We start from the raw sequence: 23,920 nt of genomic DNA, 5'->3' as shown, positions 1-23,920 counted from the left end.
TTTTCGTCTCGACGGCAGTCGACTCGGGAGTCCCGCCTGGCGTCTTGCCGCGCTGGAGCCGGGTGGCGACGAAACACAGGGCGATGGTTGGCCACAATCGAATTCGGTGTGATCCAGACGGATTCGCAGAGCAAACCGAAGCGATCGTTGATTTTGATGGGCCGTTCCACTTTTCCAGTGTCTCCTCGACGCGTTCCACGCAGGGGAGCTAGGCTCCCGGTCGACACAAGGCTGTGATGCAAACAGCGGACCAAGTGGGTTGGAACCGGGTGGGATGGAGCCGGGGCGAGGCCGTCTGAACCGGTCCGACCGGGTAACGCTGTGAAGCATTTTTTAGCGGTAGGGCGCGAGCCCTCCGGTGTTTGGGGAACGATGAGGGACCGGAGGGCTTGCGCCCTGCCGCTAACATGCATCACTCCGTTAGGTGTCAAAGGAGAGCGGCAGCGAACCGAGTATCCCGGAGGGATTTCAGCGAGTAGCCGGAGGTCAGGGCAGCGCCACCTCCGGGAAGAACTTCGCTCACCTCCGGCTACTGGCTTGGACCCCGTCGGGGTCATGCCGTGCGCCCAATACCGCAAACACCTCGTCAAACGCAGGGAAGAAATGCTTCACCGCGTTGTCGTCCAGGGTGCCAAGGATGATGGCGCTGCAGCGCCGCCGGTCACTCCAGGTCGAACTTGATGCCGCCGACGAAGGTGGCGCACAGGTTGTAGAGCAGCGCGCCGATGACACCGCCGATGAATCCGCCGACGCCATAAAACAACGGCATCAGGATGATCGCTCCGATGCCGCCGATCAGTCCCGCCATCGCGTCGCCTCCCTGTGCCGCTACACCGCCCAGTGCCATCAGGCTGAACAACCCGCCCACGAGCAAGCCGATGAGGGCGTACAGCACGCCCAGCATGATTCCACAAGACATCACGTCCAGCCGTTTCACCGTGACGGTTCGACGCGTTGAGGTGACCGATTGAGCGACGTTGGGAGTTTCGTAGGGATTGCCGGTTGACATGTTAGAATCCTTGACCAAAGCGGTCGGTTGGTAGAGAGAAAGAGAACGCGTTACCAACGTAGCGTATTGGATCCATGCGGGTGGGTGGTGGCTGACGGTTTATGGATCGCTCCGTGGCGGGGCAGTGGGGTTGTGCCGCGTCCGAATCGACAAGCCGTTGCGCCCCGGCTGCGGTTTAGTCGCGGTTCTGGGAGACCAAATTCGCTCGACCGACCAGCAGCGGATCGACCGTGCCGATTCGATCCTGGTCTCGATTGGCGTAGGGGATGGTGTTCAAGACGAATCGCATCGCATTGAGTCGTGCGCGTTTTTTGCAATCCGATTTGACGACCGTCCACGGGGCGTCGTACGTGTCTGAATAGAAGAACATCGCTTCTTTGGCGCGAGTGTAGTCGTCCCATTTGTCCAGCGACGCGAGGTCGACCGGCGAGAGTTTCCATTGTTTCAGCGGATGGGCTTCACGCTCCTTGAAGCGTCTCCGCTGTTCGTCTTGGCTGACCGAGAACCAGAACTTGATCAACCAGGTGCCGCTGCGGACCAGGTTTCGTTCAAAGTCGGGGACTTGCCGCATGAATTCTGCATATTCATCATCGCTACAGAATCCCATCACGCGTTCGACTCCGGCGCGGTTGTACCACGATCGGTCGAACATTGTGATTTCGCCGGCGGTGGGGAGATGTTGGATATAGCGTTGGAAGTACCATTGTCCGCGTTCGGTTTCGCTCGGTTTCTCCAGCGCGACGACGCGCGCACCACGGGGGTTGAGGTGTTCCATGAAGCGTTTGATGGTTCCACCTTTTCCTGCGGCATCGCGGCCTTCAAATAGGAGGACGACTTTCTCTTTCGATTCCTTGACCCAGGCTTGCAGTTTGAGCAGTTCGACCTGCAGTTGGTACTTTTGTTTTTCGTAGCTTTTTCGCGACATCAAGTTGCGATAGGGGAAGGCACCGTCACGCCAGCCGCTGGCGAGTTGGTCGTCGGGGCTGCTGCGTCGCCCGGCCGAGCCGGGGCGTGCTTTTTTGAGCAAGGCATTGCGCAGCACGGTGGCGTCTTCGGGTGAGGCGCCATCGATGATCACTTCCAACGTCTTGGCCAGCGTGTGCACGTCATGCGGCGGCGTCGTCTCGATGATGTCGCGGACCGCGGTGATCTTGCTCTGCTGGGCCGCGGCGACCGATTGGTCGACCTCGAAGGCCTCCAGCTCGTCGGGGGTCAGCGACGGTGAGGTGTCCCCCTCCGCGACCAGGCGATTACGACGTTTGGATTGCTTCTTTGATTTGGTCTTCGTGCGACTGCTGCCGTTTTTCGACGGTTTGGCGGGTTTTGGCGACATTTCCGATTGGGAGGTGCAAGGGGCGGACAGGCGGGCGAAAGGCACGGCGGGGAGTCGGCTTCTGTAGCATAGCACGTGCCAAACGGAGGATCTCGGCGATCGGCCGGCGGGTGCGGAGGCCTGTCAGGGTCGCGAGGGTGCTCAACGTGTCCCACTCGCCCCGCGTTGGTCAGCTCCGTGCTCGTCAGCCCCGCGATCGTCGGACGTGATCAGTCCCCAATCGCACAACACGACGTACAGACACGGGACGACGACGAGCACCAGGACGGTGGAGCTGAGCAATCCGAAGACGATCGAGATTGCCGTGGGGATCAGCACCTGTGCTTGCGTGCTTCGTTCGAGCATTAGCGGCAGCAATCCGGCCATGGTGGTCAAACTGGTCAACATGATCGCGCGAAAGCGGAGCCGGCTGGCGCTGCGCGCCGAATCGTAGATCGGCTTGCCTTCGGATCGTTCCTGTTTCAAGAACAAGACCAGCAGGATGGAATCGTTGACAACGATCCCGGCCAACGACACGAACCCGATCAGGCTGGGCATGCTGATGTCCATTCCCATCAACAGGTGGCCGAAGATCATGCCGATCAAGGACATGGGGATGGCCGCCATCACGACAAACGGTTCCAGCCAACTTTCGAATTGGAAGCTCAACACCGCGTAGACGCCGAACAATCCCATCAAGAACAGCCAAGCCATCGACGAGCCGGTTTCGCTGGAGCGTTCGGCTTCGCCGCCGAGCGTGATTTTGAGATCGCTGTACTTGGATTCCAGTTCCGGCAGCAGGCGAGTTTGAAACTCACGCATCAAGTTGGTCGTGTTGACCGTGTCGGTATCGGTGTCGGCGATCAGCGTCACGGTCCGCCACTGGTTCACCCGCGTGATTTTCGACCAGCCATACGTCATCTCCAGCTCGGCAACGGATTGCAAGGGGACCTGAGCCCCATCGGCGAGAATGAATCGAAAGTCCAGGAAAGACTCGAGTGTGTCGCGGCTTTCCGGTGCCAATTGGACGTTGATTTCGTACTGTTCCACGCCGACCTGGATATCGTTGATCTTTGCCCCTTGGAACGCCGTGCTCAATTGGCTCGCCATCGCTTGGACATTCAACCCCAACGCCACGGCATCGGGTTTCAAGTGCAACCGCACCTCTTGTTTGCCCGGCCTCAGGTCCATGTTGAAGTTATAGACGCCGGCGAATTGAGCCATCCATTGCTGCGTCTCGATCGCTGCCGCTTGGGCCACCTGAAGATCGTCGCTTTTGAACAGCACTTCGACGGCTCGGCCGGCCGGCCCCAAGGTCGCTTCGGCAACCGCGACGGAGATCGCGTTGGGGATGGTTCCCACCTCTTCTCGCATCACGCGAATGAAATCCGCCGTCGACGTCGTTCGTTGATCGGGCTGCAGCATCCGAATCGAGACGGTCGCGACGTGCGGCCCGGACTCGCCCGCATCGCTGTTCTCGTTGAACTTGCTCATCACCGACTGCACCAAGTCGGCGTTATCGGGTTGATCGGGAAAGCGTGCGTTGGCCCGTGCTGCCGCGTCATTGATCAGTTCGACAATCTCGGCGGTCTTGGCCAGCGGTGTGCCCTGTGGCATCAGAATTCGAGCTTCGACGGTGTCGCCTTCCAGGTTCGGAAATGGGGAAAAGTTCACCAACCCGCCGGCGACCATCGCCAGCGACATGATGAACGTGCCGAGCGACAATCCGACCGAGAGATACCGCCAGCGAATCGTCCAATCGACCAGCCGACCGAACACGCTTTCGCGAACCCAGTCGACCGCACCGTCGATGGTTCGTCGCAGCCCGCCGGGTGCATCCGCACCGGAAGGCTTTAATGAATGGCCCAAGTGCGCCGGGAGAATCAGGAACGCTTCGAACAGACTGACCAACAACGTCGTCAACAACACCATGGGAATCAGCCGCAGCACCTTGCCGATGTGACCTTCCAGGACGAACAACGGGCAGAGCACACAACAGGTGGTCAGAAACGAGGAAATCACGCCTCCGGAGACTTCCTTGACGCCATCGACTGCAGCCCGCATCGTCGGCTTGCCCGACGCGATATGGCGGGCGATGTTCTCGGCGATCACGATCCCATCGTCCATCAGAATTCCGGTCGCCATCAGGATCGCAACCGACGACATCATGTTCAGACTTTGACCGATCAGCGGCAGCACAAAAAATGCCCCCATGAACGAGACCGGCAAACTCATCACGACCCAAAAGGAGAGTCGCAGGTTGAAAAACAACCACAGCACCAGGAACACCAACACGACACCCTGCCAGGCATTCTTTCCCAGCAACGTCAACCGCTCGAGAATCAGTTCGGACCCATCGCTGGTGATCGCGATCTGCAACAGGGGCTGCCGTTGCCGTTCTTCCTGAACGAACTGACGCACCACCTCGGCAATCCTACTGGTGTCCTGGGATCGTGTTTTGTTGACCTGAATGATGCCGGCACGCTCGCCATCGATCCATGCCATTTGTTCGGCGTCGGCAAAGCGATCGACGACACGGCCGATGTCACCGATGCGGACCTCGGACCGTCCCGGCACCCCGTGGACGACGATCTCTTCGATGTCTTGCGGGGTTTGTTTCTGTTCGACCAATCGCAACAACAGGTCCTCCTCTTCCGACTCGATGGTCCCGAGCGGAATGTCCAGGTTTTGATTCCGCACCGCCTGAGAGACGGTTGCGGCGGACAGCCCCAGGCGGCGCAGCGCATCGGTGTCCAACTCGATCCGGAGTTGGCGATCGGAAAAACCTTGGATCTCCACCAGCGAGACACCGGGCAGGCGTTTGAGTTGCTGCTTGAACTGTTCGCAGTAGTCTTTCAGCGAATCTTCATCCATGGGGCCGCTGACCGCGATGGTCATCACCGAATCGGTGCGATTGAGTTCGGTAACGATCAGGTCCTCCGCCCCTTCGGGCAAGTCCGAGATCGCTTCGACTTCCGTTTCAATATCATTCAGCGCCGCCGCGACATCGGCCCCCTCTTGAATTTCGACGACGATCGACGCGGCGCCTTCCTGGGCCGTGCAGGTGACCTTCTTGATGTTTTGGATCCCGTCCAACGCGTCCTCGATCGGCAAGCAGATTCCCTGCTCCACGTCCTCGGCCGATGCGCCGCGATAGGTCATCGCGATCTGGATTTCGGAACTATCAAATCTGGGGAACGTCTCTTTTTGCAATCGAGGCAGGGCGTACAGCCCCAATCCGATGAACGACAGCATCAACACGTTGGCTAACGTTCGGTGATTGACGAGTTTTTCTAACACTGGTAACGATCCGAGTCGGTGATGGGGCGTCCGATGGACTGCAATAAAGTGGAGCCGGTCGGCGGCATCCGATCCGGCGATCAGTCCCGCGTTTCAATGGCTCAAGCAGGAGCCATGCCGGCGGCCGAGTAAAAGGAGCCCGTGCCCAGGGAGCCAAGCACGCAGGTCCGGTTTTGAAGGGTCAAATGACGTTCGGCCCAGCGGCCCAGGCGGGAACGTGTGCGTCTTACTTTCATCAAGGCCTGTTTGGCGCCGAATGCGTTTTCGAGTGGAATCGCAATGCGTCGCCGCCGGCGTTGACCGACTCGATCAATTGGTCAACTTCCCCGTCGGCCTCGATCGGGTCGACCAACATGCCGATGATCGCAGGCGAGGGATTGGCGACGACCAGCGTCTCGGAACCTTCCAGCCCCGATGCGATCACTGCATAGTCATCCTGGGTGAACGTCACCTCGATGGCGCGCTTTGACAAGCGATTTTCTTCGTCTATCAAAAACACCGTGCCATTGCGGATGGCTCGACGCGGAATGACGACCCGGTCGGGAAGCGGTGTTCCAAAAATATCGACGTCACAAAACGCCCCTTCGAGCAGCGGCGGCTGGGGGCGTTTTTGTTGCGAGGGCACGACGTTTTCGACACCGACGACGAATCCGACCATCTTGGTCTGTGCATCAACAATCTCGCGGACTCGCAGAAAACGCCCACGATACGATTCGGTGGATTCAGTGCCCGCAACGTTGACCAACGCTTCGAATTGAAACATCGCTCGCAACGTTTCCGGTGTCAGTTTCTCTTGCGGTACCGCGTCGCCGATTTCAGAGACGAACAAGCGATGGATGTCCTGCAGCGGCAACTGCACCTCAACTTCCATTTCGGCGCCGCTGTAGCCGATGAACAGTTCTTCGGCCACACCGACGAACTGGCCGATCTCGAGCTGCACCTCGCCCACACGCATGTCAAACGGTGCGATGATCGTCGTGCGTTCGATGTCACGCAGCGCCTGTTGCTTCTGGGCTTCTGATTGACGCACCGCCGCTTTCAACGCTTCGATCTGCGGCGTGATCAGGGCCGTGCTGTTTTTTAGGTCTTGAACCGCTTTTATTTGGGCCAACAACTCACGCCGTTTGGCATCGATCGATGCCCCCGACCCGGCTTGCCGTGTTAGTAGGGTTTGCTCGCGATCAAATTCACGCTGCAGGACCTGGAGCACTTCTTCTTCCAGAGCCAGTGATTCACGATCGTTTTGAATCGACTGTTCGAGCTGCTCGATCTCTGCGTTCTGTTGGTCAATCGCCGCATCCAATTCCTCGACGCGGGACAGATAATCCGAATCGTCGATTTTTAGCAAGATTTCATCGGCGCGAATTCTTGAACCGGGTCGAAGCGACGGATGGATTTGTTCGATTCGACCTTCCACCTGGGTGACCGCTCGCCAAGAACGAGCGTACTTGGCTGTCCCGAATCCACTGACCATCGGACGAACCTCCATGCGTGGCACGGTGATCGTCTCCAGCAACCGCGACGCTTCATCTTGCGGTTGCATCGATAGCGGAGGGGAATGCTGGACCAGCCAAACGTAGGCCACGATCGCCAGAATAATCGGTGGGAGGATCAGTAATCGCTTACCCCACATTCCCCAGGCCAGGGCTAAATTCATGTCGTCCTTCTCTCCATCGACAGTCGCTCAATCGTTCCAGGTTCTGCAGCCCAACCACGGTCGGAAAGACGATGCACACACCGTTTTCGCCCGACGAGACCACTTCCGGTAACGCAATGCGCACTCCAGCCTCGCCGAGGGCCGCAAAATTTGAAATCGAATCGAGATTCACAATCAGCAGCCCCCTGTCTGCACTGAACCATTCCGCATCCCGACCGGAAGGGGACGTCGGTCACTCAGAGCGAGTTGACTTGGGGGGACCGACCATGACTTGGCGGATTCTGACCCTGCGAAACGCGAGTTTCTGGCCGCGAATGGGGAAGTCGGGTTGGGAAGGCGACGCAGACCGGCGCTGACGGTTACAATCAACGCCTTGCTGTTTTCCCCCGCCGTCCGCTTCGTCCGGAGCTGATTCATGTTGCGATTTCCGATTCGAGCCGTCGTTTGTGCCCTGCTGTTGCTTGGCGTGACTGGATTTCCCGACATCTGCCATGCGGACGTGCAGGACGATGCAGCCAAGCTGATCGATCAAGCGGGCATCAAAGCCGGATTTTTTGTGCATCTGGGCGCGGGGGATGGTCAGCTCACCGCGGCGCTGCGACAAAACGATTCGACTCAGGTGCACGGTCTGGTCACCGATGCGGACCGCTTGACAACGATTCGCGATCGAGTGCTGGCTGAGGGCGGTTACGGGGATGTCGCGTTCGACCGCATCGAGGGGCACCAGCTTCCCTACGTCGACAACATGGTGAATCTGTTGGTCGCCGAATCGCTGGGCGACGTGGCAATGGACGAGGTGACGCGGGTGCTGGTTCCCAACGGCGTCGCCCTGATCAAGAAAGACGGTCAGTGGACGAAGTTTCGCAAGCCGCGTCCGGACAACATCGACGAGTGGTCGCATTACCTGCACGATGCCACGGGCAACTCGGTCGCCCACGACGACGTCGTCGCGCCGCCGCGTCACTTGCAATGGGTGGGCAGCCCGCGCTGGTCACGGCACCACGACCGAATGGCCAGCATGAGCGCGCTGGTCTCGACCGGCGGACGGATGTTTTACATCATGGACGAGGGCAGCCGAATCTCGATCCAATTGCCACCGAAATGGAAATTGATCGCCCGCGACGCCTTCAACGGCAGCGTGTTGTGGAAAAAAGACATCGACAATTGGCAGCCGCACCTCTGGCCGCTCAAAAGTGGGCCGACACAATTGTCGCGGCGATTGGTTTCGACGGACTCGGAAGTGTTCGTCACGCTGGGATTCAACGCGCCGCTTTCGGCACTCGATGCCGCCACCGGTGAGCTGCTACGGACCTATGAAGGCAGCAACGCGACCGAAGAAATCATCTCGACCGGTGACCTGTTGTTCCTGGTCGTGCGAAAAGGCAAGGCGGAACTGGAAGACTACGCCCCGCTGCACGGCACGGTCGGCGACCAGGCACGCTCGCGCAGCTTTTTCTGGAACGAAGAACCGCGTGTGTTGATGGCGTTCCAGGCCAGCACCGGAAAGCAGCTGTGGGCCAAGAAGACCAAGGTTTCTCCGCTGACCTTGGCCGCCAAAGATTCTCAACTTTACTTTCACGACGGCGAGAAGATCGTCAGCCTGGACGGACGCTCGGGAGACGTCGTTTGGGAAAGTGAATCGGTGACCCGCCGCGATGCGTTCACGTTTAATTTCGGTCCGCGTCTGGTCGTCTACAACGACGTGGTGTTGTATGCCGGCGGCGACGGCAAAATGATCAGCAGCGACGCCAAGAGTGGCGACAAGTTGTGGGAAGCGAGTTTTCCCAATAGCGGCTATCAATCACCGCAAGACTTGATGGTCGTCAACGACCTGGTGTGGTTGGCGCCGTTGACGTCGGGCAAGGACAGCGGCGTTTACACCGGACGCAATCCGAGAACCGGTGAAGTCGTCAAGTCGTTCGCGCCCGATGTGGACACGTATTGGTTTCACCACCGCTGCTACATCGCCAAAGCGACCGATAACTTTTTGATGCCGTCACGGACCGGGATCGAGTTTGTCGATCCGGACAAGGAGCACTGGGACATCCATCACTGGGTCCGCGGTGGGTGTTTGTATGGCGTGATGCCGTGCAACGGATTGACCTACGCACCGCCACACAATTGTGCTTGTTATCCGGAAGCCAAGCTGTTCGGGTTCAACGCCCTGGCTCCGCTGGCCCCCACGCGACCGATCCCGACCAAGGTTCTGGAAGCGGGACGGCGTGAGAAAGGCCCGGCGTTTGGAGCGGAATTGGCCGCGGCCGAACCGACCGGTTCGACGCCGGCGGATGACTGGCCGACGTATCGTCACGACGCGGGCCGCAGCGGCACGACCAGCGGCCCGATTTCCGAGGACGTCGATTCCAAGTGGACGGTCAACCTCGGTGGCCGTCTGACCTCGCCGGTCATCGCCGGTGGAAACGTTTACGTGGCTCAGATCGACCAGCACACCCTGCACGCCTTGGATGAAAAGTCGGGTGAATCAAAATGGACCTTCACCGCCGGTGCACGGATCGATTCGCCGCCGACGATTCATCGCGGCCGAGTCGTCTTCGGCGGTGCCGACGGATGGGTGTATTGCTTGACCACCGACGGGCAATTGGTCTGGCGCTACCGTGCCGCGCCGCTGGATCGTCGCGCGATGGCGTACGAACAACTGGAATCCTTGTGGCCGGTCCACGGCAGCGTTCTGATTCACGACGACACGGTGTACACCGTCGCCGGACGATCCAATTTCCTGGACGGCGGGCTGCGTCTGCTGCGTCTGGATTTAGCCACCGGCAAAAAACTTTCCGAAACGATCATGGATGAAACCAATCCCGACAGCGGCAACAACCTGCAGGAAAAAATTCAGATCCTGCAAATGCCGGTTGGGCTTCCCGACATCTTGTCCACCGACGGGCGGCACATTTACATGAAGTCTCAGAAATTTGACTTCGAAGGCAACCGGCTGGAGATCGGACCGAATTCCGGCGACTTCGCCACCCAGGCGTCCAAGCAACGCGGCGAGGACGCACACATCTTTGCACCGATGGGATTCCTGGATGACACCTGGTTCCATCGATCGTATTGGGTGCTGGGGCAAAGCTTTGCCGGTGGTCACGGCGGTTACTATCAAGCCGGCAAGTTTGCGCCTTCGGGCCGAATCTTGGTCAAGGGCGACGGCTACGTTTACGGTTACGGCCGCAAGCCCCAGTACCTGCGTTGGACCACGGTGTTGGAACATCAATTGTTCTCCGCCGAGCAGAACCCGCCGGAGATCCCGGAGGGGTTTGGGAAGAAGCGTGGCGGCGGCGGCCCGTCGGCTCCTTCGGCCTCGTTCCCGAAATCGCCGAGCTTGAATCCGCAAGGCAAACCGATCACCGTCGAGGCCTGGATCACGTCGACGAAGCCCCAGGGTGTGATCATCGCCCGCGGCGGGCCGTCCGCCGGATTTGCCCTGACGCTGAAAGCCGGCAAACCACAGTTCTTGGTTCGCGGCGAACAGGGACTCGCCACCGTCGAAGGACCCAAACGGATCGTCGGCGGTTGGCATCATGTCGTCGGGGTCTTGGGCGAAGACAAATCGATGTCGCTGTATGTCGATGGGAAACTGGCCGCCACCGGCAAGGCGGGCGGATTGATTCACATTGACCCCGCACAGGGCATGGATATCGGTGCGGACGGGCAGACCGCCGTCGGCAATTACACGTCTCCGTTGCCGTTTGCCGGTGCGATCGACGAAGTGCGATTGTATTTCCAACCCGCCAGCGCCGAGCAGATTGCCCGGCGCTACGCCGACGGATCAGAGATCTCTTCTGACGCTGTGTTGGCGGTCAGCTTTGACGACGGCACCGCCCGCGATCACAGTCTGCATCGCAATAATGGAACCCTGGAAGGCGGCAAACTCGTCGACGGCAAGTTCGGCAAAGCCGTTCAGTTCACCAGCCGCAATCAAGGCCCCGCCAAAAAAGGCGGAAACAACAGCACCGTCAAACCCGGCGACTCGCTGGTCAAACCGAAGTGGGCCAAGGACGTGCCGGTCTATGTGCGCGGCATGGTGTTGGCCGGAAACAAGCTGTTCATCGTCGGTCCGCCGGACACCATCAACGAAGAAGATACGTTCCAGAAACTCAGCGAGAGCGATCCGGAAGTGCAAGCATTGCTCGATGACCAAGATGCGGCATTGATGGGCAAAGACGGCTCGTCGTTGCTGGCCGTGAACATTGACACCGGCGAGATCGAAAACGAGATCAAGCTGGACACGCTGCCCGCCTGGGACGGGCTGGCCGGCGCCAACGGAAGCCTATTCCTGTCGACACTCGACGGCAGCGTGATGTGTTTTGGAAAGTAGCGTGATGTGTTTCGGAAAATTGCAGCCCGGGATCGGTTGGGGCTCCGTTTCAACGTACAAGAGATTCAATTTGTTAAGCGTGGCTGAACACTTGGAATACCGTTCAACTCTCGACGGACTGCTTGGTCCTTCGCACGGACTTCTCCTGACCTTCATCCTTTTGGGCTGGAGTTCTTACGCCGGTGCGTGCAACATTCCGGTCTTTCGCTACGCACTGGAGCGTTGGACGCCGGATGATTGCGAAGTGATTGTTTTTCACGATGGACCGCTCTCGCCCGCCGACACCACCTTGATGAATCGATTGAATGCGTCAACCGACAATCACGGCGGGCATGCCAATGCCAAAGTCATGGCGGTCGATGTCAGCGGTGACGCCAGTGGCGAGCGTGTCGCGTTGTGGAAAGAAATCGACGCCAACGCGGAGAAGACGACGTTGCCCCATGTCTTGGTTCGAACGAAGCTGGGGCGGGGACGTTTCGTCAACCATTGGCACGGAACGCTTGCCGACGCCGATCGGTTGGGAATCTTTCACTCGCCGATTCGAACCGAACTCCGGGATCGACTGTTGGCCGGGCACAGTGTCGTTTGGTTGCTGGTTCGATCGGCCGACCAGGAAAAGAACGAGAACGCCAAGCAGCTTGTCCAACAGACATTTGAAACGCTGTCATCGAAGGTGACGTTGCCAGAGGGGATCGGGCTGCCGGGGTCCGAGTTGTACGCCGACTTGCCGCTGGTCGTCAAATTCAGCCTGCTGGAGATCGATCCGGAGGACCCGAAAGAGTCCTTTTTGATCGGTCTGCTGTCGGGGTTGCGGTTGCCGGCTTTCGAAGCAGGCGAGCCGTTGCTGGTTCCGGTGTTTGGACGTGGTCGGGCTTTGGAAGTCATCCCGGCACGTGACCTGTCGGCCCGATTGATGGAAGAACTGACGGTCTTTCTCAGTGGGGCGTGTTCCTGTCAGGTCAAAGAGCAGAACCCCGGTTTTGATTTGCTGATCGACGCCGATTGGGACGGTCAGCTTTTTGGTGACATCGACAATCGTCCGCCCGACCGTAGTGCGGAAGAAGGACGCAATCGCAATCCTGTCCTGGTTCCGATCCCGCAGGGCCGCAAGTAAACTAAAACCATGAATCGCACCTACATTTTGATGGCCGGCTCGCTGGTCGCGTTGATCGGCATCGTCCTGTTGCTCGGTGACCGAGACAAACCCTCCACGAGCGGACGGGCAGTGATGCTGTACTGCGCCGCCAGCAACCGGGCGGTGATGGAATCGATCCGAGAGGAATACGAGCAGGAGTTCGAACGCAGCGTCGACATTCAATACGGGCCGTCGCAAACGCTGCTGTCGTCGATCGAAGTGGCCAAACAGGGGGACCTGTATCTGCCGGCCGATGACAGCTACCTGAAATTGGGCAAGGAAAAGGGGCTGATCGCCGAAGAGATCCCGATCGCGAAAATGCAAGCCGTGATCGCGGTGCCCAAGGGGAATCCCAAATCGATCCAAAGCTTGGACGACTTGTTGCGTGAGGATGTCCGCGTGGTCTTGGCAAGTCCGGATTCGGCGGCGATCGGCAAGGTCGTTCGTGAATCGTTAAGTGAGGTCGGTCGCTGGGACAGCTTGGACAAAGCCACCAAGGCGTATCGTGGGACCGTCAATGAAGTGGCCAACGACATCAAGATTGGTGCCGCCGACGCCGGGATCGTGTACGACGCGGTGTTGCACACCTATCCCGATTTGACCTTTGTCGAAATCCCCGAATTGGCCGCGACGGCGTCACAGATTTCCGTCGGGGTGATCGCGTCGACCCAGCATTCCGCCGATGCGTTGCATTTCGCCCGCTACATTTCATCCGCTGATCGAGGCTTGCAGCATTACGCCGATCACGGCTTCCGCGTCTCTGGCGGTGACAACTGGGCCGACCAACCCGAATTGTCCGTGTTCGCCGGATCGATGCTGCGTCCGGCGATCGAAGACACGATCGCGGCGTTTGAAAAACGCGAAGGGGTGAAGGTCAATCGCGTCTACAACGGGTGCGGCATCTTGGTGGCGCAGATGAAAGCCGGCCAGCATCCGGACGCGTACTTCGCTTGTGACAGTGAATTCATGAACCAAGTCCACGACCTGTTTCCCGAACCCGTTCCCGTTTCGCAGAATGAATTGGTGATCTTGGTGCAGAAAGGAAATCCCAAGGGGATCGCTTCGCTGCGTGACTTGGCCAAAGTAGGTTTGCGTGTGGGGATCGGCCACGAAAAGCAATGCGCGATGGGTTGGATCACTCAGAACACGTTTCGCGAAGGCGGGGTGCAGCAAGAGATCATGCCCAACGTGACCGTTCAAACGCCGACCGGCGACATGCTGGTCAACCAATTGCAGACCGGTTCGCTAGACGCCGCGGTGGCGTACTTGAGCAACGCGGCTGGTGCGTCAGAATTCTTGGACGCGATCCGCATTCAAGGCATCGAATGTAGCGTTGCCACCCAGCCCTGGGCGGTCGCCAAAGAGTCGCCGTATCCGAACCTGGCATCGCGATTGTTCCAACAAATCTGCTCCACCGAGTCGCAAGACATCTTCGCCGCCGAAGGATTTCGTTGGCAGAATCTCGGCAACGATGTGACTGATGAGTGAGCCGGTGAAAGCTACTTCGTCGCCGACGTTTCGGCGTCGCAGCGACACGCCGTTCTTCTTGGTGATGGGCGGGATCTCGGCCTGCTTCATCATCTTGATTGTGCTGCTGTTGGCCGCCGATGTCGTGTTCACTTCCCCGAGCGACTTTATCGATGCACTTCGAAAGCCGGAGATTCAGGCTGCGTTTCGGTTGACGATCTTGAGTTGTTCGGCGGCGGCGGTGTTGTCGTTGTGGGTCGCGACGCCGCTGGGGTACCTGTTGTCGCGCTATCGATTCCCCGGCCGTTGGCTGGTTGACACCCTGGTCGATATTCCGATCGTGTTGCCACCGTTGGTGCTGGGACTGAGTCTGTTGATTCTGTTTCACCTGCCGATTTTCGGTTGGGAATTGGAAGCCTGGTTGCGTGACAGCGTCGGTTTTCCGGTCACGTATCAATGGCCCGCCGTTGTGCTCGCCCAGTTCTCGGTCGCGTGTGCGTTTGCAGTGCGAACGATGCGGGTGACGTTTGACCAAATCGATCCGCGTGCCGAAGACGTGGCGCGGACGCTGGGTTGCACGCGGGGTCAGGCGTTCATGCAAATCGCGCTGCCGCAGGCGTGGCGCGGGATGATCGCCGCGACGACGATTGCCTGGGCTCGGGCGCTCGGCGAGTTCGGACCGATCCTGGTGTTTGCCGGTGCGACACGGATGCGGACCGAGGTGCTTTCGACGACGGTCTTTTTGGAATTGAGCATCGGTCAGTTGAACGCCGCCGTCGCCGTCTCGCTGTTGATGGTCGCGATGGCGGTCGTCGTGTTGTTGATTCTCCGCGTGCTGGGAACGGGGTTGAACGCGTGATCGAGCTGGACGATGTTTCCATTCATGCCGGCGAGTTCTCGCTCTCGGGCATCTGCATGCAAGTGCCCCGCGGGAAATACGCGGTGCTGATGGGGCGGACCGGTCGCGGCAAGACCACGATCCTGGAATCGATTTGCGGGTTGCGCAAGATCACGTCGGGGCGGATTCTGATCGATGGCGTGGACGTGACGACTTGGTTGCCGGGCGATCGCCAGATCGGATATGTCCCCCAAGACCTGGCGCTGTTTCCCACGCTGACGGTCGCACAACATTTGGCGTTCGCGCTGCGGTTGCGGAAACGTCCGCAGAGCGAAATCGACGACAGAATTTCTCAACTCGCCGAAGTGCTCGGGATCATGCCGTTGTTGGGACGCAAGGTGGACGCGCTCAGTGGTGGTGAATCACAACGCGTCGCACTCGGGCGGGCACTGTCATTTCGCCCCGCCGTCTTGTTGCTCGATGAACCGCTTAGTGCGCTCGACGAATCGACCCGGGCGGAAATGCACGAGTTGCTCAAACGGGTCAAAACGACCACCGGAGTCACGACGCTGCACGTCACGCACAGCAACGAAGAAGCCGAAGTGCTGGCTGATCAGCGTTTTGAACTTAACGACGGAGTGTTGACGGAGGGCTGACGGGTTGGTCAAAAAATGGGTTAGTCAGAAAATTGAATGGTCAAAAAATTTGGTGGTCAAAAAATTTGGTGGCCGCGATGGACGCCTAGCGTAGGCGGATGGGCTCCGTCAAACCCTCGATCACGTGTCCGCTACCAGGTGAGACCGCCACGCACCCATTCCCCATTTTTTGACCAGTCTCTCCGTTGCCCCGATTTCGTCCCGCTGTCATCAAGCGGTTGCAGCACTAATACGTCGGTACGGAGGAATCAATCTGTTTGGACCAGCGATTGATCCCGCCGTTCAAATTACTGACGTCGGTGAATCCCGCGTCGCGTAACAACTGGACGGCTTTGGCACTTCGCAAGCCCATCTTGCAGTGGACGACGATCGGCAACGAACGATCCAATTCGTCGGTTCGTGTCGGCAATTCATCGAGCGGAATCAGGGTCCCGCCGAGATTGCAGATCTCATATTCATGTTGCTGCCGGACGTCCAAGATCGTCATCGGCTCGGCGGCGTCCATCCGCTGTTTCAATTCGGTCGGCTCAATGTCCCAGGGGCTCTGCGCGGCGTCCTGTTTGGGCGTCCCGCAGAACTGGTCGTAGTCGATCGGCGCGGTGATTGTCGGCTGGTCGCCACACACCGGGCATCTCGGATCTCGGCTGACTTTTAATTCGCGAAACTTCATCTCCAGGGCATCGAGCAACAGCAGTCTGCCGGAAAGGGACGCGCCGATCCCCAGGATCAACTTGATCGCTTCGGTCGCTTGGATCGTTCCGACGATGCCTGGCAAGATCCCCAGCACCCCGCCTTCGGCGCAGTTGGGGATCATTCCGGGATCGGGCGGTTTCGGGTACAGGCATCGATAGCAGGGGCCGCCGGGAAGTCCGAACACGGACGCCTGACCTTCGAATCGAAAGATACTGCCGTAGCAATTTGGTTTGCCGAGCAGCACGCAGACGTCGTTGACTAGATACCGTGTGGCGAAGTTATCGGTGCCATCGATGATGATGTCATACTCGGCGCCGATCCGCATCGCATTGGCGCTGGTGAACGCTTTGTCGTGCTGGTCGACTTGGATCAAAGGATTGACGCGTCGGATGGATTCGGCAGCCGACTGGACTTTGGGTCGGCCGACGTCGTCGGAGCCATGGATGATTTGACGCTGCAGATTCGAATACTCGACGCGGTCAAAGTCGACGATCCCAAGCCGGCCGACGCCGGCGGCGGCCAGATACAGGCTGACCGGTGATCCCAGTCCCCCGGTTCCGACGATCAAGACCGAGGCGGATTTCAGTTTGACCTGGCCATCGGTGCCGACTTCCGGCAATGTCAGATGCCGCGCGTAGCGAGCCGTCTCTTCTCGCGCCAGAAGTGATTTCTCCGCCATGCGTTTAACCTCCGGCGATCGCCGGTACCAACAGAATTTCGTCCGATTCGGTCAGCGGCGTCGCTTCGTTTTCCAAGTCACGGATGTTGCGATCGTTGACAAAGACGTTGACGAACGAAACCAATTGGTCGCGATCATCGAACAGACTGCTGCGCAGCTCCGGGTGCGCCGTGACGACTTGCTTCAAGGCGTCTTCGACCGTCGTGGCGGTGACGGAGAGATGATTCTGCCCGTCGGTATGTTTTCGCAGCGCGGTAGGTATGATGACTTTCATGCGGCATCCGTGGAGGGATCCGGTGGCAGGTGGCCACAGGTGGGGCAATCGGGACGACGAGTCACGTTGAGCCGGTGGAAGCTCATGTCCCGTAAATCCATTTTAAGCAAACGGCCGGCGAGCGGGTCGCCGATTCCGGCGATTGTTTTGATCGTTTCCATCGCTGCCATGCAGGCGACGGTGCCGGAGACGGCGCCGAAGACGGGGAATTGGCGGGTCCAGGTCGGCGGCTCTTGGGGGAACAGGCAGCGTAGACAGGGCGACCGGCCCGGGATCAGCGTGGTCAGATGTGCTTCCAGTTCGTACATCGCACATTCGACCATCGGTTTGTTTTGCAACACCGCTTGTTCGTTCATCGCGAATCGTTCGGGAAACAGCGGCGCACAGTCGACGACGATGTCGCATTGGGCGACCAATTCGGCGGCGTTGGACTGGCTGACGTTTTCTCCCACGGCCACGATTTCCAGCCGAGGATTCAAGTCCAACAACCGGCGTCGAATGGACTCGATCCGCGGCTTGCCGATCCAATCGTGTGTCATCAACAGTTGGCGATTCAGGTCGCTCGGCTTCACGTTGCCGGCGTGCGCGAGCACCATTTTTCCGACTCCCGCCGCGGCAAGCTCGTACGCTACCACACTGCCAACGCCGCCGACCCGCGAGATCATCACCGATGCGTCCTTCAGTTTTTCCTGCCCCGATTCGCCGAAGTCGGGGACCCACATCTGCCATTGGTAGGTGGCGCGTTCTTCGTCGGTGAGTGGTTTGGGGGTCGGCATCAGGCTCAGCACGCTGGAACAGGGCGGAATCGATCGGTCGGGCCGGCCTAGTTTATCGCGTTAACGCGTTGATTCCTACCGATCGAAGCTTTGAAGTGCCGCGTGAATTTTCCCAGTACCGATCGGGCGAAATTCACGAGCGTGGCGAGCTGGGGACGCCAATCATCGGGGGCATAGAAATCGAGATAGTCCTTACCGAACAACAAGTTTTCCAGCTCAAATTCCTCTGCCTTCTGATGCCGGAAGGCACGCAGATCGTTGATCAGATTTCGGCAACGGACGCCAATCGTGTGGTTGGTGTGAAAGTCTGTTTGGCCTTTGACCAACAATTCATACAAGGCAAACGGGAAATTCGCTTTGGCCGCGATCGCCAGCGGCAACGAGCCCCAGAACCGCGCGTTGATTTCCAGGAACACCCAGTCACCGGTTTCGCGGTTGTAGCGAAATTCGAACATCCCGACCCCGGTGTAGTTCAGATGCTGGACCAGTTTTCGTGTCGCTTCGGTCAACTCGGGTATTTCGTCGATCGTTTCTCGGTACGTGCTGCCTCCGTCGATCGTTTCGCGTAGCCGTTGATGCTGGATTTGCATCAGAACCTGCCCTTGGTGGGCCAGGATTTCGACGCCGATTCCGACTCCCGAAAAACTTTCCTGGATGAGCACGCCGTCGTCGGGGAACTCATGAATCAGGTATTCAGCCAACGCGTCGGGCGAATCGACCCGCTGCGCGGCACGTTTGTTTGTCACGTCCGATGCGGTGATCGAGGAGCGTGGTTTGACGTAAACCGGAAATCGCAGCGAGCGACGGTCGTGCAGGCTGAATTCCCGGTTCGAGAAACCGGTTTGAACGTCGGCGTCGGTGATTTCACATTCACGCGGCACGTTGATTCCCAGTTCCGATGCGACGCGGCTTGTTTTGGCTTTGTCAAATGCGACCTGAAAGGCGTCGTCGTTGATCAGGTACCAATGGGTGTCGGGATCCAGTTTCTCGCGTTCAAGCTGCAGCGGCACAACAGCATAATCGTTGCAAGGGATGACCAGATCGTAGTCATATTGCTTGACCAATCGATGCAAGCCATCGAGCCATTGATCGTCGTGGGGCGAGTAGGGGACGACGGAGTGAAACGCGTGAACATATTGGGATTTCAGTGCCGGTGAATCCGGATCGCTCCAGGCGACGTCGACCGAGATGCCGTTGCGTCCCAATCCCCGCGCGACGGCCAGCAGGACGCGGTCGTCATTGCCCAGCAGCAACACGCGGCGCGTCTGATGTCGGAGGGCTTCGTGATGGCCAAACTCTGGTTGGTCGATTAATTCTGCCAAACTCATGGAGTATTCCCAGCAAGAGTGGAGCGAAGTTTCGCGATCGCGTTGCGACGAAACGCATCGCTGAAGAGAAGAGGGGTGAACCAAACGCTCAGCAGCAAGGGGATCAGGCACAGCAGGGCGATCCATTTGCCGAAGCAGAGCGCAAACAATGCGATGGAAACCACAAACACGCCGAAATCGATTCGGAGCTTGTGATACTTGCTGATCAGCAGCACACCGGCCAAGACGATCGCGTGCGAAATCAACGTGGAGGCGACGACACCGTCGATGCCGAATTCGCCGATCAGTGCCAGACCGACCAGGAAATTGCAGACCAACCCGAGCAGCAAAAAGCAACTGCTGATCCAGGTCTTTTCCAGGCACCAGAAGTACTTTTGGGCAACCATCGTCATCGCCGCCAATGAACAATAACAAAGCGTCATCGGCAACAACGACTCGCCCATCGCAAATTTGTCTTTCCAAATTTGACCGAACAACAGCGGGGCGAGCAGCAGAATGCCGACCGATGCGGTGACGCAGAACAAACCGATCGCTTTGAGCATCAGATTCATCCGATCGGCGACCGCTTGTCGGTCACCCGATTCCCAGTCCTTGCTCAAATAGGGCATCCCGGTCGATCCCGCCATCGCGCCGATGGTCATCAGCAACAAGGGAAAGATACATGCGGTGTGGTACTGGCCGACCAGGAATTGAATGTCGACCTGTTGATCGGGATAAAAGTTGACCAACAGCAATCGGTCACAGACCGAAAACAGATTGATTAACGCATTGCTGATCCAAACCCAGACGGCAAAGGGAAGGATCTTTCGCCAAATCGGATCGGCTGGGTCGGTCGTTTCGTGATCGTCCCCGTGCTCCGAATCGGATCGTCCGTCGATCAAGGTGTAGCTGGCGGCAAGTGTGGTGCCGACGAAACAGGAAACCAGGTAGGCGACGATGACCGAAAACGCACTGACCGAAGTCAGTTGAAACAGGACGACGCACAGCAGGGCGAAGAACAGGGTTTGTGCGAACTGGATGCGAAAGACGAATCGATTGAGACGTTTCCCTGAGAACCAACTGGTGGCGAAATTAAAGAACACGACGACGGGTAGCCCGATCGCCAACAGCGAGACCAACGGTGCATCGTCGGCGCTGCCGAAAAAGTATCGCGCGACGGTTTCTCGGAACCACCAGATCGAGACGGACGCCAACAGCGTCAGCGCGAGACAGGCCAACAGGGTCTGGCGAAGGAAACGCGATTGCTGGCCCTTGTTTTCGAACCGGGCGACATAGCGTCCGAAGGAGCCGGGGATACCGAACACCGCCAGCGGAGCGACCAGCATCAAAAAGCTGAACGCCAAATCCCAACGGCCGACTTCGGCTGCCGACAGCGTGCCGCAAACATAAAAGCTGCGGACAAAGCCGATGCCGCGCTGCACGATCATCAGCAGGCTGATCAGGACAACACTTTGGGAGAACGAATCGGCGACGATCTTCTTGGCCGACTTCGGACGCGGTTGAGAAAAGGTGGCTTGGCTCATGGACGGCAAAAGCGTAAACGTCGAATGTCGTTGCGATCGTGGGTTGGTGACAGCCGTCCTTGTGTCCCGAACCGCGAATCCCGCGACGAACGACCACCGTTGGCTAACCTTACGTTGCCAACAAAGCGGCTTGCGGTGATCCGGACCGCGAGCTGTTTTTGGCGCAATGGCACGTTCGGTTTGTTTCGATGGGGTCGGTTGCGCGGATTGATCGATTCGCGAACTGGTTTCAGGGTGGGGCCGCAGGGGCGGCAGCGCGACTGCCCGTGGGTTCGTGTCCGTCGGCCGATGGAGTTCACACGCGGGTCGACCCTAATGGCCGCCGACACAGACGGTGCAACCGGCGGATGTGATTCGAGTTCCCTCGGCAAGTTGCCTCCATCGGTTTGCCTTGCCGATGCTTCAACCCACAGTTCTTTGCGTGGACCGATCCACGTACGCTTTCGGAAACACCCGAATCCCTGGCCGGAACGAAGCATGATGTCATCGGTTGAATTGATCACAAACGTCGAACAACTTTCCGCGGACGACTTGGCTCGCTGGAACGAGCTCGCCCGCAACCCGCTACAACGATGGGAGTGGTTGGGCAGTTGGTGGCGTGCCTACCAAGGCGATTACCGTTTGTGTGTATTGAAAATCAAACGGCAAGACGAAATCATCGCCTTTGCGCCATGGTGTTTGCAGAGTCGCGTCGGAACCGGTAAGACGATCCAGTTTCTGGGCTCTGGAAAAGCGTGTACCGATCACTTGTCGCTGCTGGTCGCCGATGGTGACATCGACGACGCCTGTTCCGCGGTCGCTCGTTGGTTGGCCCACTCGGCGGATCCGACCGAGAATGCCGGCGAACAATGTCTGCTCTGGGATGCGATCGAGTTGATCGGAGTCGATCGATCGGATCGGACGATGAACACGTTGGTCGAGGCGATGCAACGGGAAAAACTAGATGTTGAACTTGCCGACGGGTTGGGGTGCTACGCGATCGATCTGCCCGCCACCTGGGACGAATACGTCCGCATGCGATCCAAGAGCGGCCGTCGCGAGGTTCGCCAGTCGCTGAAGAATATCGATACGGGAACGGTTCGCGTGGATCGGGTGGAGAACCAGCAACAGCTCGAAGCGGTGTGGGATCACTTCGTCGCGCTTCATCAACGACGTCGGCACGCGTCCGGTACGACGGGCTGTTTCGACCATCCGCCCTTTGACGTGTTCCTGCGTGATGCGGCATCCCAACTACTCGATGCCGGGTTACTGGAATTGATCATTGCGACCAATGATGGTGTTCCGGTGGCGGCCCATTTCGCGATCGTAGACAACGACCGTTGGTACTTTTACCAATCAGGCATGGACCCGGACGCCGAAGCGTTACGTCCGGGGTTGAGCATGTTTTGCCACGCGATCCGTCAATCGATTGAGACGGGGCGAACGACGTTTGACATGATGCGTGGAGATGAACCGTACAAATTGCGTTGGCGGGCTGAGTTGATGCCGGCTCAGGAGATTCGAGTCTGCAGCCCCAGGCGATCGGCTCAATTGCGTCAACAAGTCGTCAAGGTCGGCGTGACCTTTAAGAACCTGGTCAAGTCGGGACTCGGGATCGGTCAACCGCAGTCCTAGTGTCTTCGGCACGAGGTTCCTTGATCCACCCTTAACACGCATAGAGAGTCCAAGCACCACGATGTCCGTGACGATGAAGATTCGTGAACTCGCACTGCACGCCTATTATTACAGCAGCTTGCCGATGCGGATGCGTTATCGCAACCGACTCGAAGCGGAAGGGCAAGCACCGTTGTGCGTGCTGTTCTATCATCGCGTCGCCGACACGCATCCGAATGGTTGGTCGATCGGCAATCGTGAATTCCAGCGTCAGATGCTTTGGTTGAAGCAACATGTCGACGTGGTCTCGCTGGAGGAAATTCAAACACGGATGCGATCCGGTCGCAACGATCGGGTGGCTGTCGCGGTGACGTTTGACGACGGGTACGCGGAAAATTGCCAGCAGGCGATTCCATTTTTGATCGAGCACGAGATTCCGATGACGTATTTCGTCGCATTGGATTTTGTGCTTCACGATCGCCCGTTTCCGCACGATGTTGCCGAAGGTCAGCCGTTGCAGGTCAATACGCCCGAGCAGCTTCGCCAGATGGCGGCGTCGGGGATCGAAATCGGGGCGCACACCCGCAATCATTGTGACGTCGGGGCGATCGAGGATCCCGAGACGATGGTCGATGAAATCGTGACCGCCACGGCGGAGCTTGGCGAGTTGGTGGAGCAGCCGATTCGCTACTTCGCGTTTCCCTACGGTCAGAAATCTAATTTGAGCGCGGCGGCCGTCCATCTGGCCAAAGACCAGGGCTTGTCGGGCGTCTGTTCGGCCTATGGCGCGTACAATTTCCCGGGCAGCGATCCGTTTCACATCCAACGGTTTCATGCCGATCCCGAGTTCATTCGATTGAAGAACTGGGTCACGATCGATCGTCGCAAAGTCGGTTTCGGACGCGGCTACGAGTTTGCCGAAACGGGCGTCAAGGTGGCCGACGTTGCGGGACGGTCCAGCCACGACGCTGCTCCGCTCGCCGTTGCCAGCCTGGGTTCAGAAGCCTGATTCTGGATAAAGCGTCCGACGGCGGGAAACTTTCTCTGACCTTCTGCATCTAAGTCCACGCGGTGAGGTCGTCGTCGGCGCCGCCGAATCGTTCGGCGCTGCGCTGGGCCGGCCGAAATCGAAGGCAACCCGCCGATTGCATTGGAACAACCTCGGGATCGTTGACTGCTATTCAAACGTGGTCCACCCGAAGGGCGGGATTGTGAGTAAAATGACGCGTTGAAAAGCGACGCGGAGTCCCGCGGCCATCAATCGATTCGTGGAAAGAAAGATCATGTGGTTACGAGGTGGGCGGAGATCGGCCGGATGCAGTGATGGTCGGCCAAAGACGAGCGGCC

16 protein-coding genes are annotated in these 23,920 nt (G+C 58.6%); 7 read left to right on the top strand and 9 right to left on the bottom strand.

What is annotated here, in order from left to right:
* Nucleotides 1-661: 661 nt before the first annotated feature.
* The 4 genes from TBK1r_RS12210 to TBK1r_RS12195 all read right to left on the bottom strand — a co-directional run bounded on the left by TBK1r_RS12210 (nt 662) and on the right by TBK1r_RS12195 (nt 7,278).
* Complete coding sequence (locus TBK1r_RS12210; protein ID WP_145210663.1) at nt 662-1,009, bottom strand: hypothetical protein; 348 nt, start codon at nt 1,007-1,009, stop codon at nt 662-664.
* A 175-nt stretch (nt 1,010-1,184) separates the two neighbouring features.
* Nucleotides 1,185-2,342, bottom strand: coding sequence for a polyphosphate kinase 2 (gene ppk2, locus TBK1r_RS12205; RefSeq protein WP_145210660.1), 1,158 nt, complete (start codon nt 2,340-2,342; stop codon nt 1,185-1,187).
* A gap of 141 nt (nt 2,343-2,483) precedes the next feature.
* Nucleotides 2,484-5,621 (bottom strand): efflux RND transporter permease subunit, encoded by a 3,138-nt coding sequence (locus TBK1r_RS12200; RefSeq protein ID WP_145210657.1) that lies wholly within the window; start codon nt 5,619-5,621, stop codon nt 2,484-2,486.
* 235 nt (nt 5,622-5,856) lie between these two features.
* On the bottom strand, nt 5,857-7,278 hold the full coding sequence (locus tag TBK1r_RS12195; protein ID WP_145210655.1) for an efflux RND transporter periplasmic adaptor subunit: 1,422 nt from the start codon (nt 7,276-7,278) through the stop codon (nt 5,857-5,859).
* Between the two features lie 415 nt (nt 7,279-7,693).
* Between TBK1r_RS12195 and TBK1r_RS12190 the strand changes: the two genes are divergently transcribed.
* The 5 genes from TBK1r_RS12190 (at nt 7,694) to TBK1r_RS12170 (ending at nt 15,707) form a co-directional block, all read left to right on the top strand.
* Nucleotides 7,694-11,611, top strand: coding sequence for an outer membrane protein assembly factor BamB family protein (locus TBK1r_RS12190; RefSeq protein ID WP_145210652.1), 3,918 nt, complete (start codon nt 7,694-7,696; stop codon nt 11,609-11,611).
* Nucleotides 11,612-11,690: 79 nt separating this feature from the next.
* Nucleotides 11,691-12,725, top strand: coding sequence for a hypothetical protein (locus TBK1r_RS12185; protein WP_145210648.1), 1,035 nt, complete (start codon nt 11,691-11,693; stop codon nt 12,723-12,725).
* Nucleotides 12,726-12,734: 9 nt separating this feature from the next.
* Nucleotides 12,735-14,234: a molybdate ABC transporter substrate-binding protein gene (gene modA / locus TBK1r_RS12180; protein ID WP_145210645.1), complete on the top strand. Its 1,500-nt coding sequence runs from the start codon at nt 12,735-12,737 to the stop codon at nt 14,232-14,234.
* Nucleotides 14,235-14,238: 4 nt separating this feature from the next.
* Nucleotides 14,239-15,072, top strand: coding sequence for an ABC transporter permease (locus tag TBK1r_RS12175; RefSeq protein WP_473772505.1), 834 nt, complete (start codon nt 14,239-14,241; stop codon nt 15,070-15,072).
* Nucleotides 15,069-15,707 carry an ABC transporter ATP-binding protein gene (locus TBK1r_RS12170; protein ID WP_145210640.1) on the top strand — a complete coding sequence of 213 codons (639 nt, stop codon included), beginning with the start codon at nt 15,069-15,071 and terminating at the stop codon, nt 15,705-15,707. The genes TBK1r_RS12175 and TBK1r_RS12170 overlap by 4 nt, the downstream gene beginning before the upstream one ends.
* A 226-nt stretch (nt 15,708-15,933) precedes the next feature.
* On the opposite strand, the gene moeB is transcribed toward TBK1r_RS12170, so the two are convergent.
* Genes moeB through TBK1r_RS12145 form a run of 5 tightly spaced genes read right to left on the bottom strand, consistent with a single transcriptional unit; the run spans nt 15,934 to nt 20,980 of the window.
* On the bottom strand, nt 15,934-17,079 hold the full coding sequence (gene moeB, locus TBK1r_RS12165; protein WP_145210636.1) for a molybdopterin-synthase adenylyltransferase MoeB: 1,146 nt from the start codon (nt 17,077-17,079) through the stop codon (nt 15,934-15,936).
* 4 nt (nt 17,080-17,083) lie between these two features.
* Nucleotides 17,084-17,353: a MoaD/ThiS family protein gene (locus TBK1r_RS12160; protein ID WP_145210633.1), complete on the bottom strand. Its 270-nt coding sequence runs from the start codon at nt 17,351-17,353 to the stop codon at nt 17,084-17,086.
* Nucleotides 17,350-18,129, bottom strand: a complete 780-nt coding sequence (locus TBK1r_RS12155; protein ID WP_145210630.1) for a TOMM precursor leader peptide-binding protein — start codon at nt 18,127-18,129, stop codon at nt 17,350-17,352. The genes TBK1r_RS12160 and TBK1r_RS12155 overlap by 4 nt, the downstream gene beginning before the upstream one ends.
* 47 nt (nt 18,130-18,176) lie before the next feature.
* Nucleotides 18,177-19,457, bottom strand: a complete 1,281-nt coding sequence (locus TBK1r_RS12150) for a carboxylate--amine ligase (protein WP_419581270.1) — start codon at nt 19,455-19,457, stop codon at nt 18,177-18,179.
* Nucleotides 19,454-20,980 carry a lipopolysaccharide biosynthesis protein gene (locus tag TBK1r_RS12145; RefSeq protein ID WP_145210623.1) on the bottom strand — a complete coding sequence of 509 codons (1,527 nt, stop codon included), beginning with the start codon at nt 20,978-20,980 and terminating at the stop codon, nt 19,454-19,456. The genes TBK1r_RS12150 and TBK1r_RS12145 overlap by 4 nt, the downstream gene beginning before the upstream one ends.
* 477 nt (nt 20,981-21,457) lie before the next feature.
* Here TBK1r_RS12145 and TBK1r_RS12140 point away from each other — a divergent pair, with 477 nt between their 5' ends.
* Nucleotides 21,458-22,594 (top strand): GNAT family N-acetyltransferase, encoded by a 1,137-nt coding sequence (locus tag TBK1r_RS12140; protein ID WP_419581269.1) that lies wholly within the window; start codon nt 21,458-21,460, stop codon nt 22,592-22,594.
* Nucleotides 22,595-22,667: 73 nt separating this feature from the next.
* Complete coding sequence (locus TBK1r_RS12135) at nt 22,668-23,582, top strand: polysaccharide deacetylase family protein (RefSeq protein ID WP_372895632.1); 915 nt, start codon at nt 22,668-22,670, stop codon at nt 23,580-23,582.
* Nucleotides 23,583-23,920: the final 338 nt, after the last annotated feature.

Source organism: Stieleria magnilauensis (assembly GCA_007753675.1).
GTDB lineage: Bacteria > Planctomycetota > Planctomycetia > Pirellulales > Pirellulaceae > Stieleria > Stieleria magnilauensis.
Note: the sequence above shows the minus strand (reverse complement) of the source record. Positions and strands in the feature narration are given on the sequence as shown.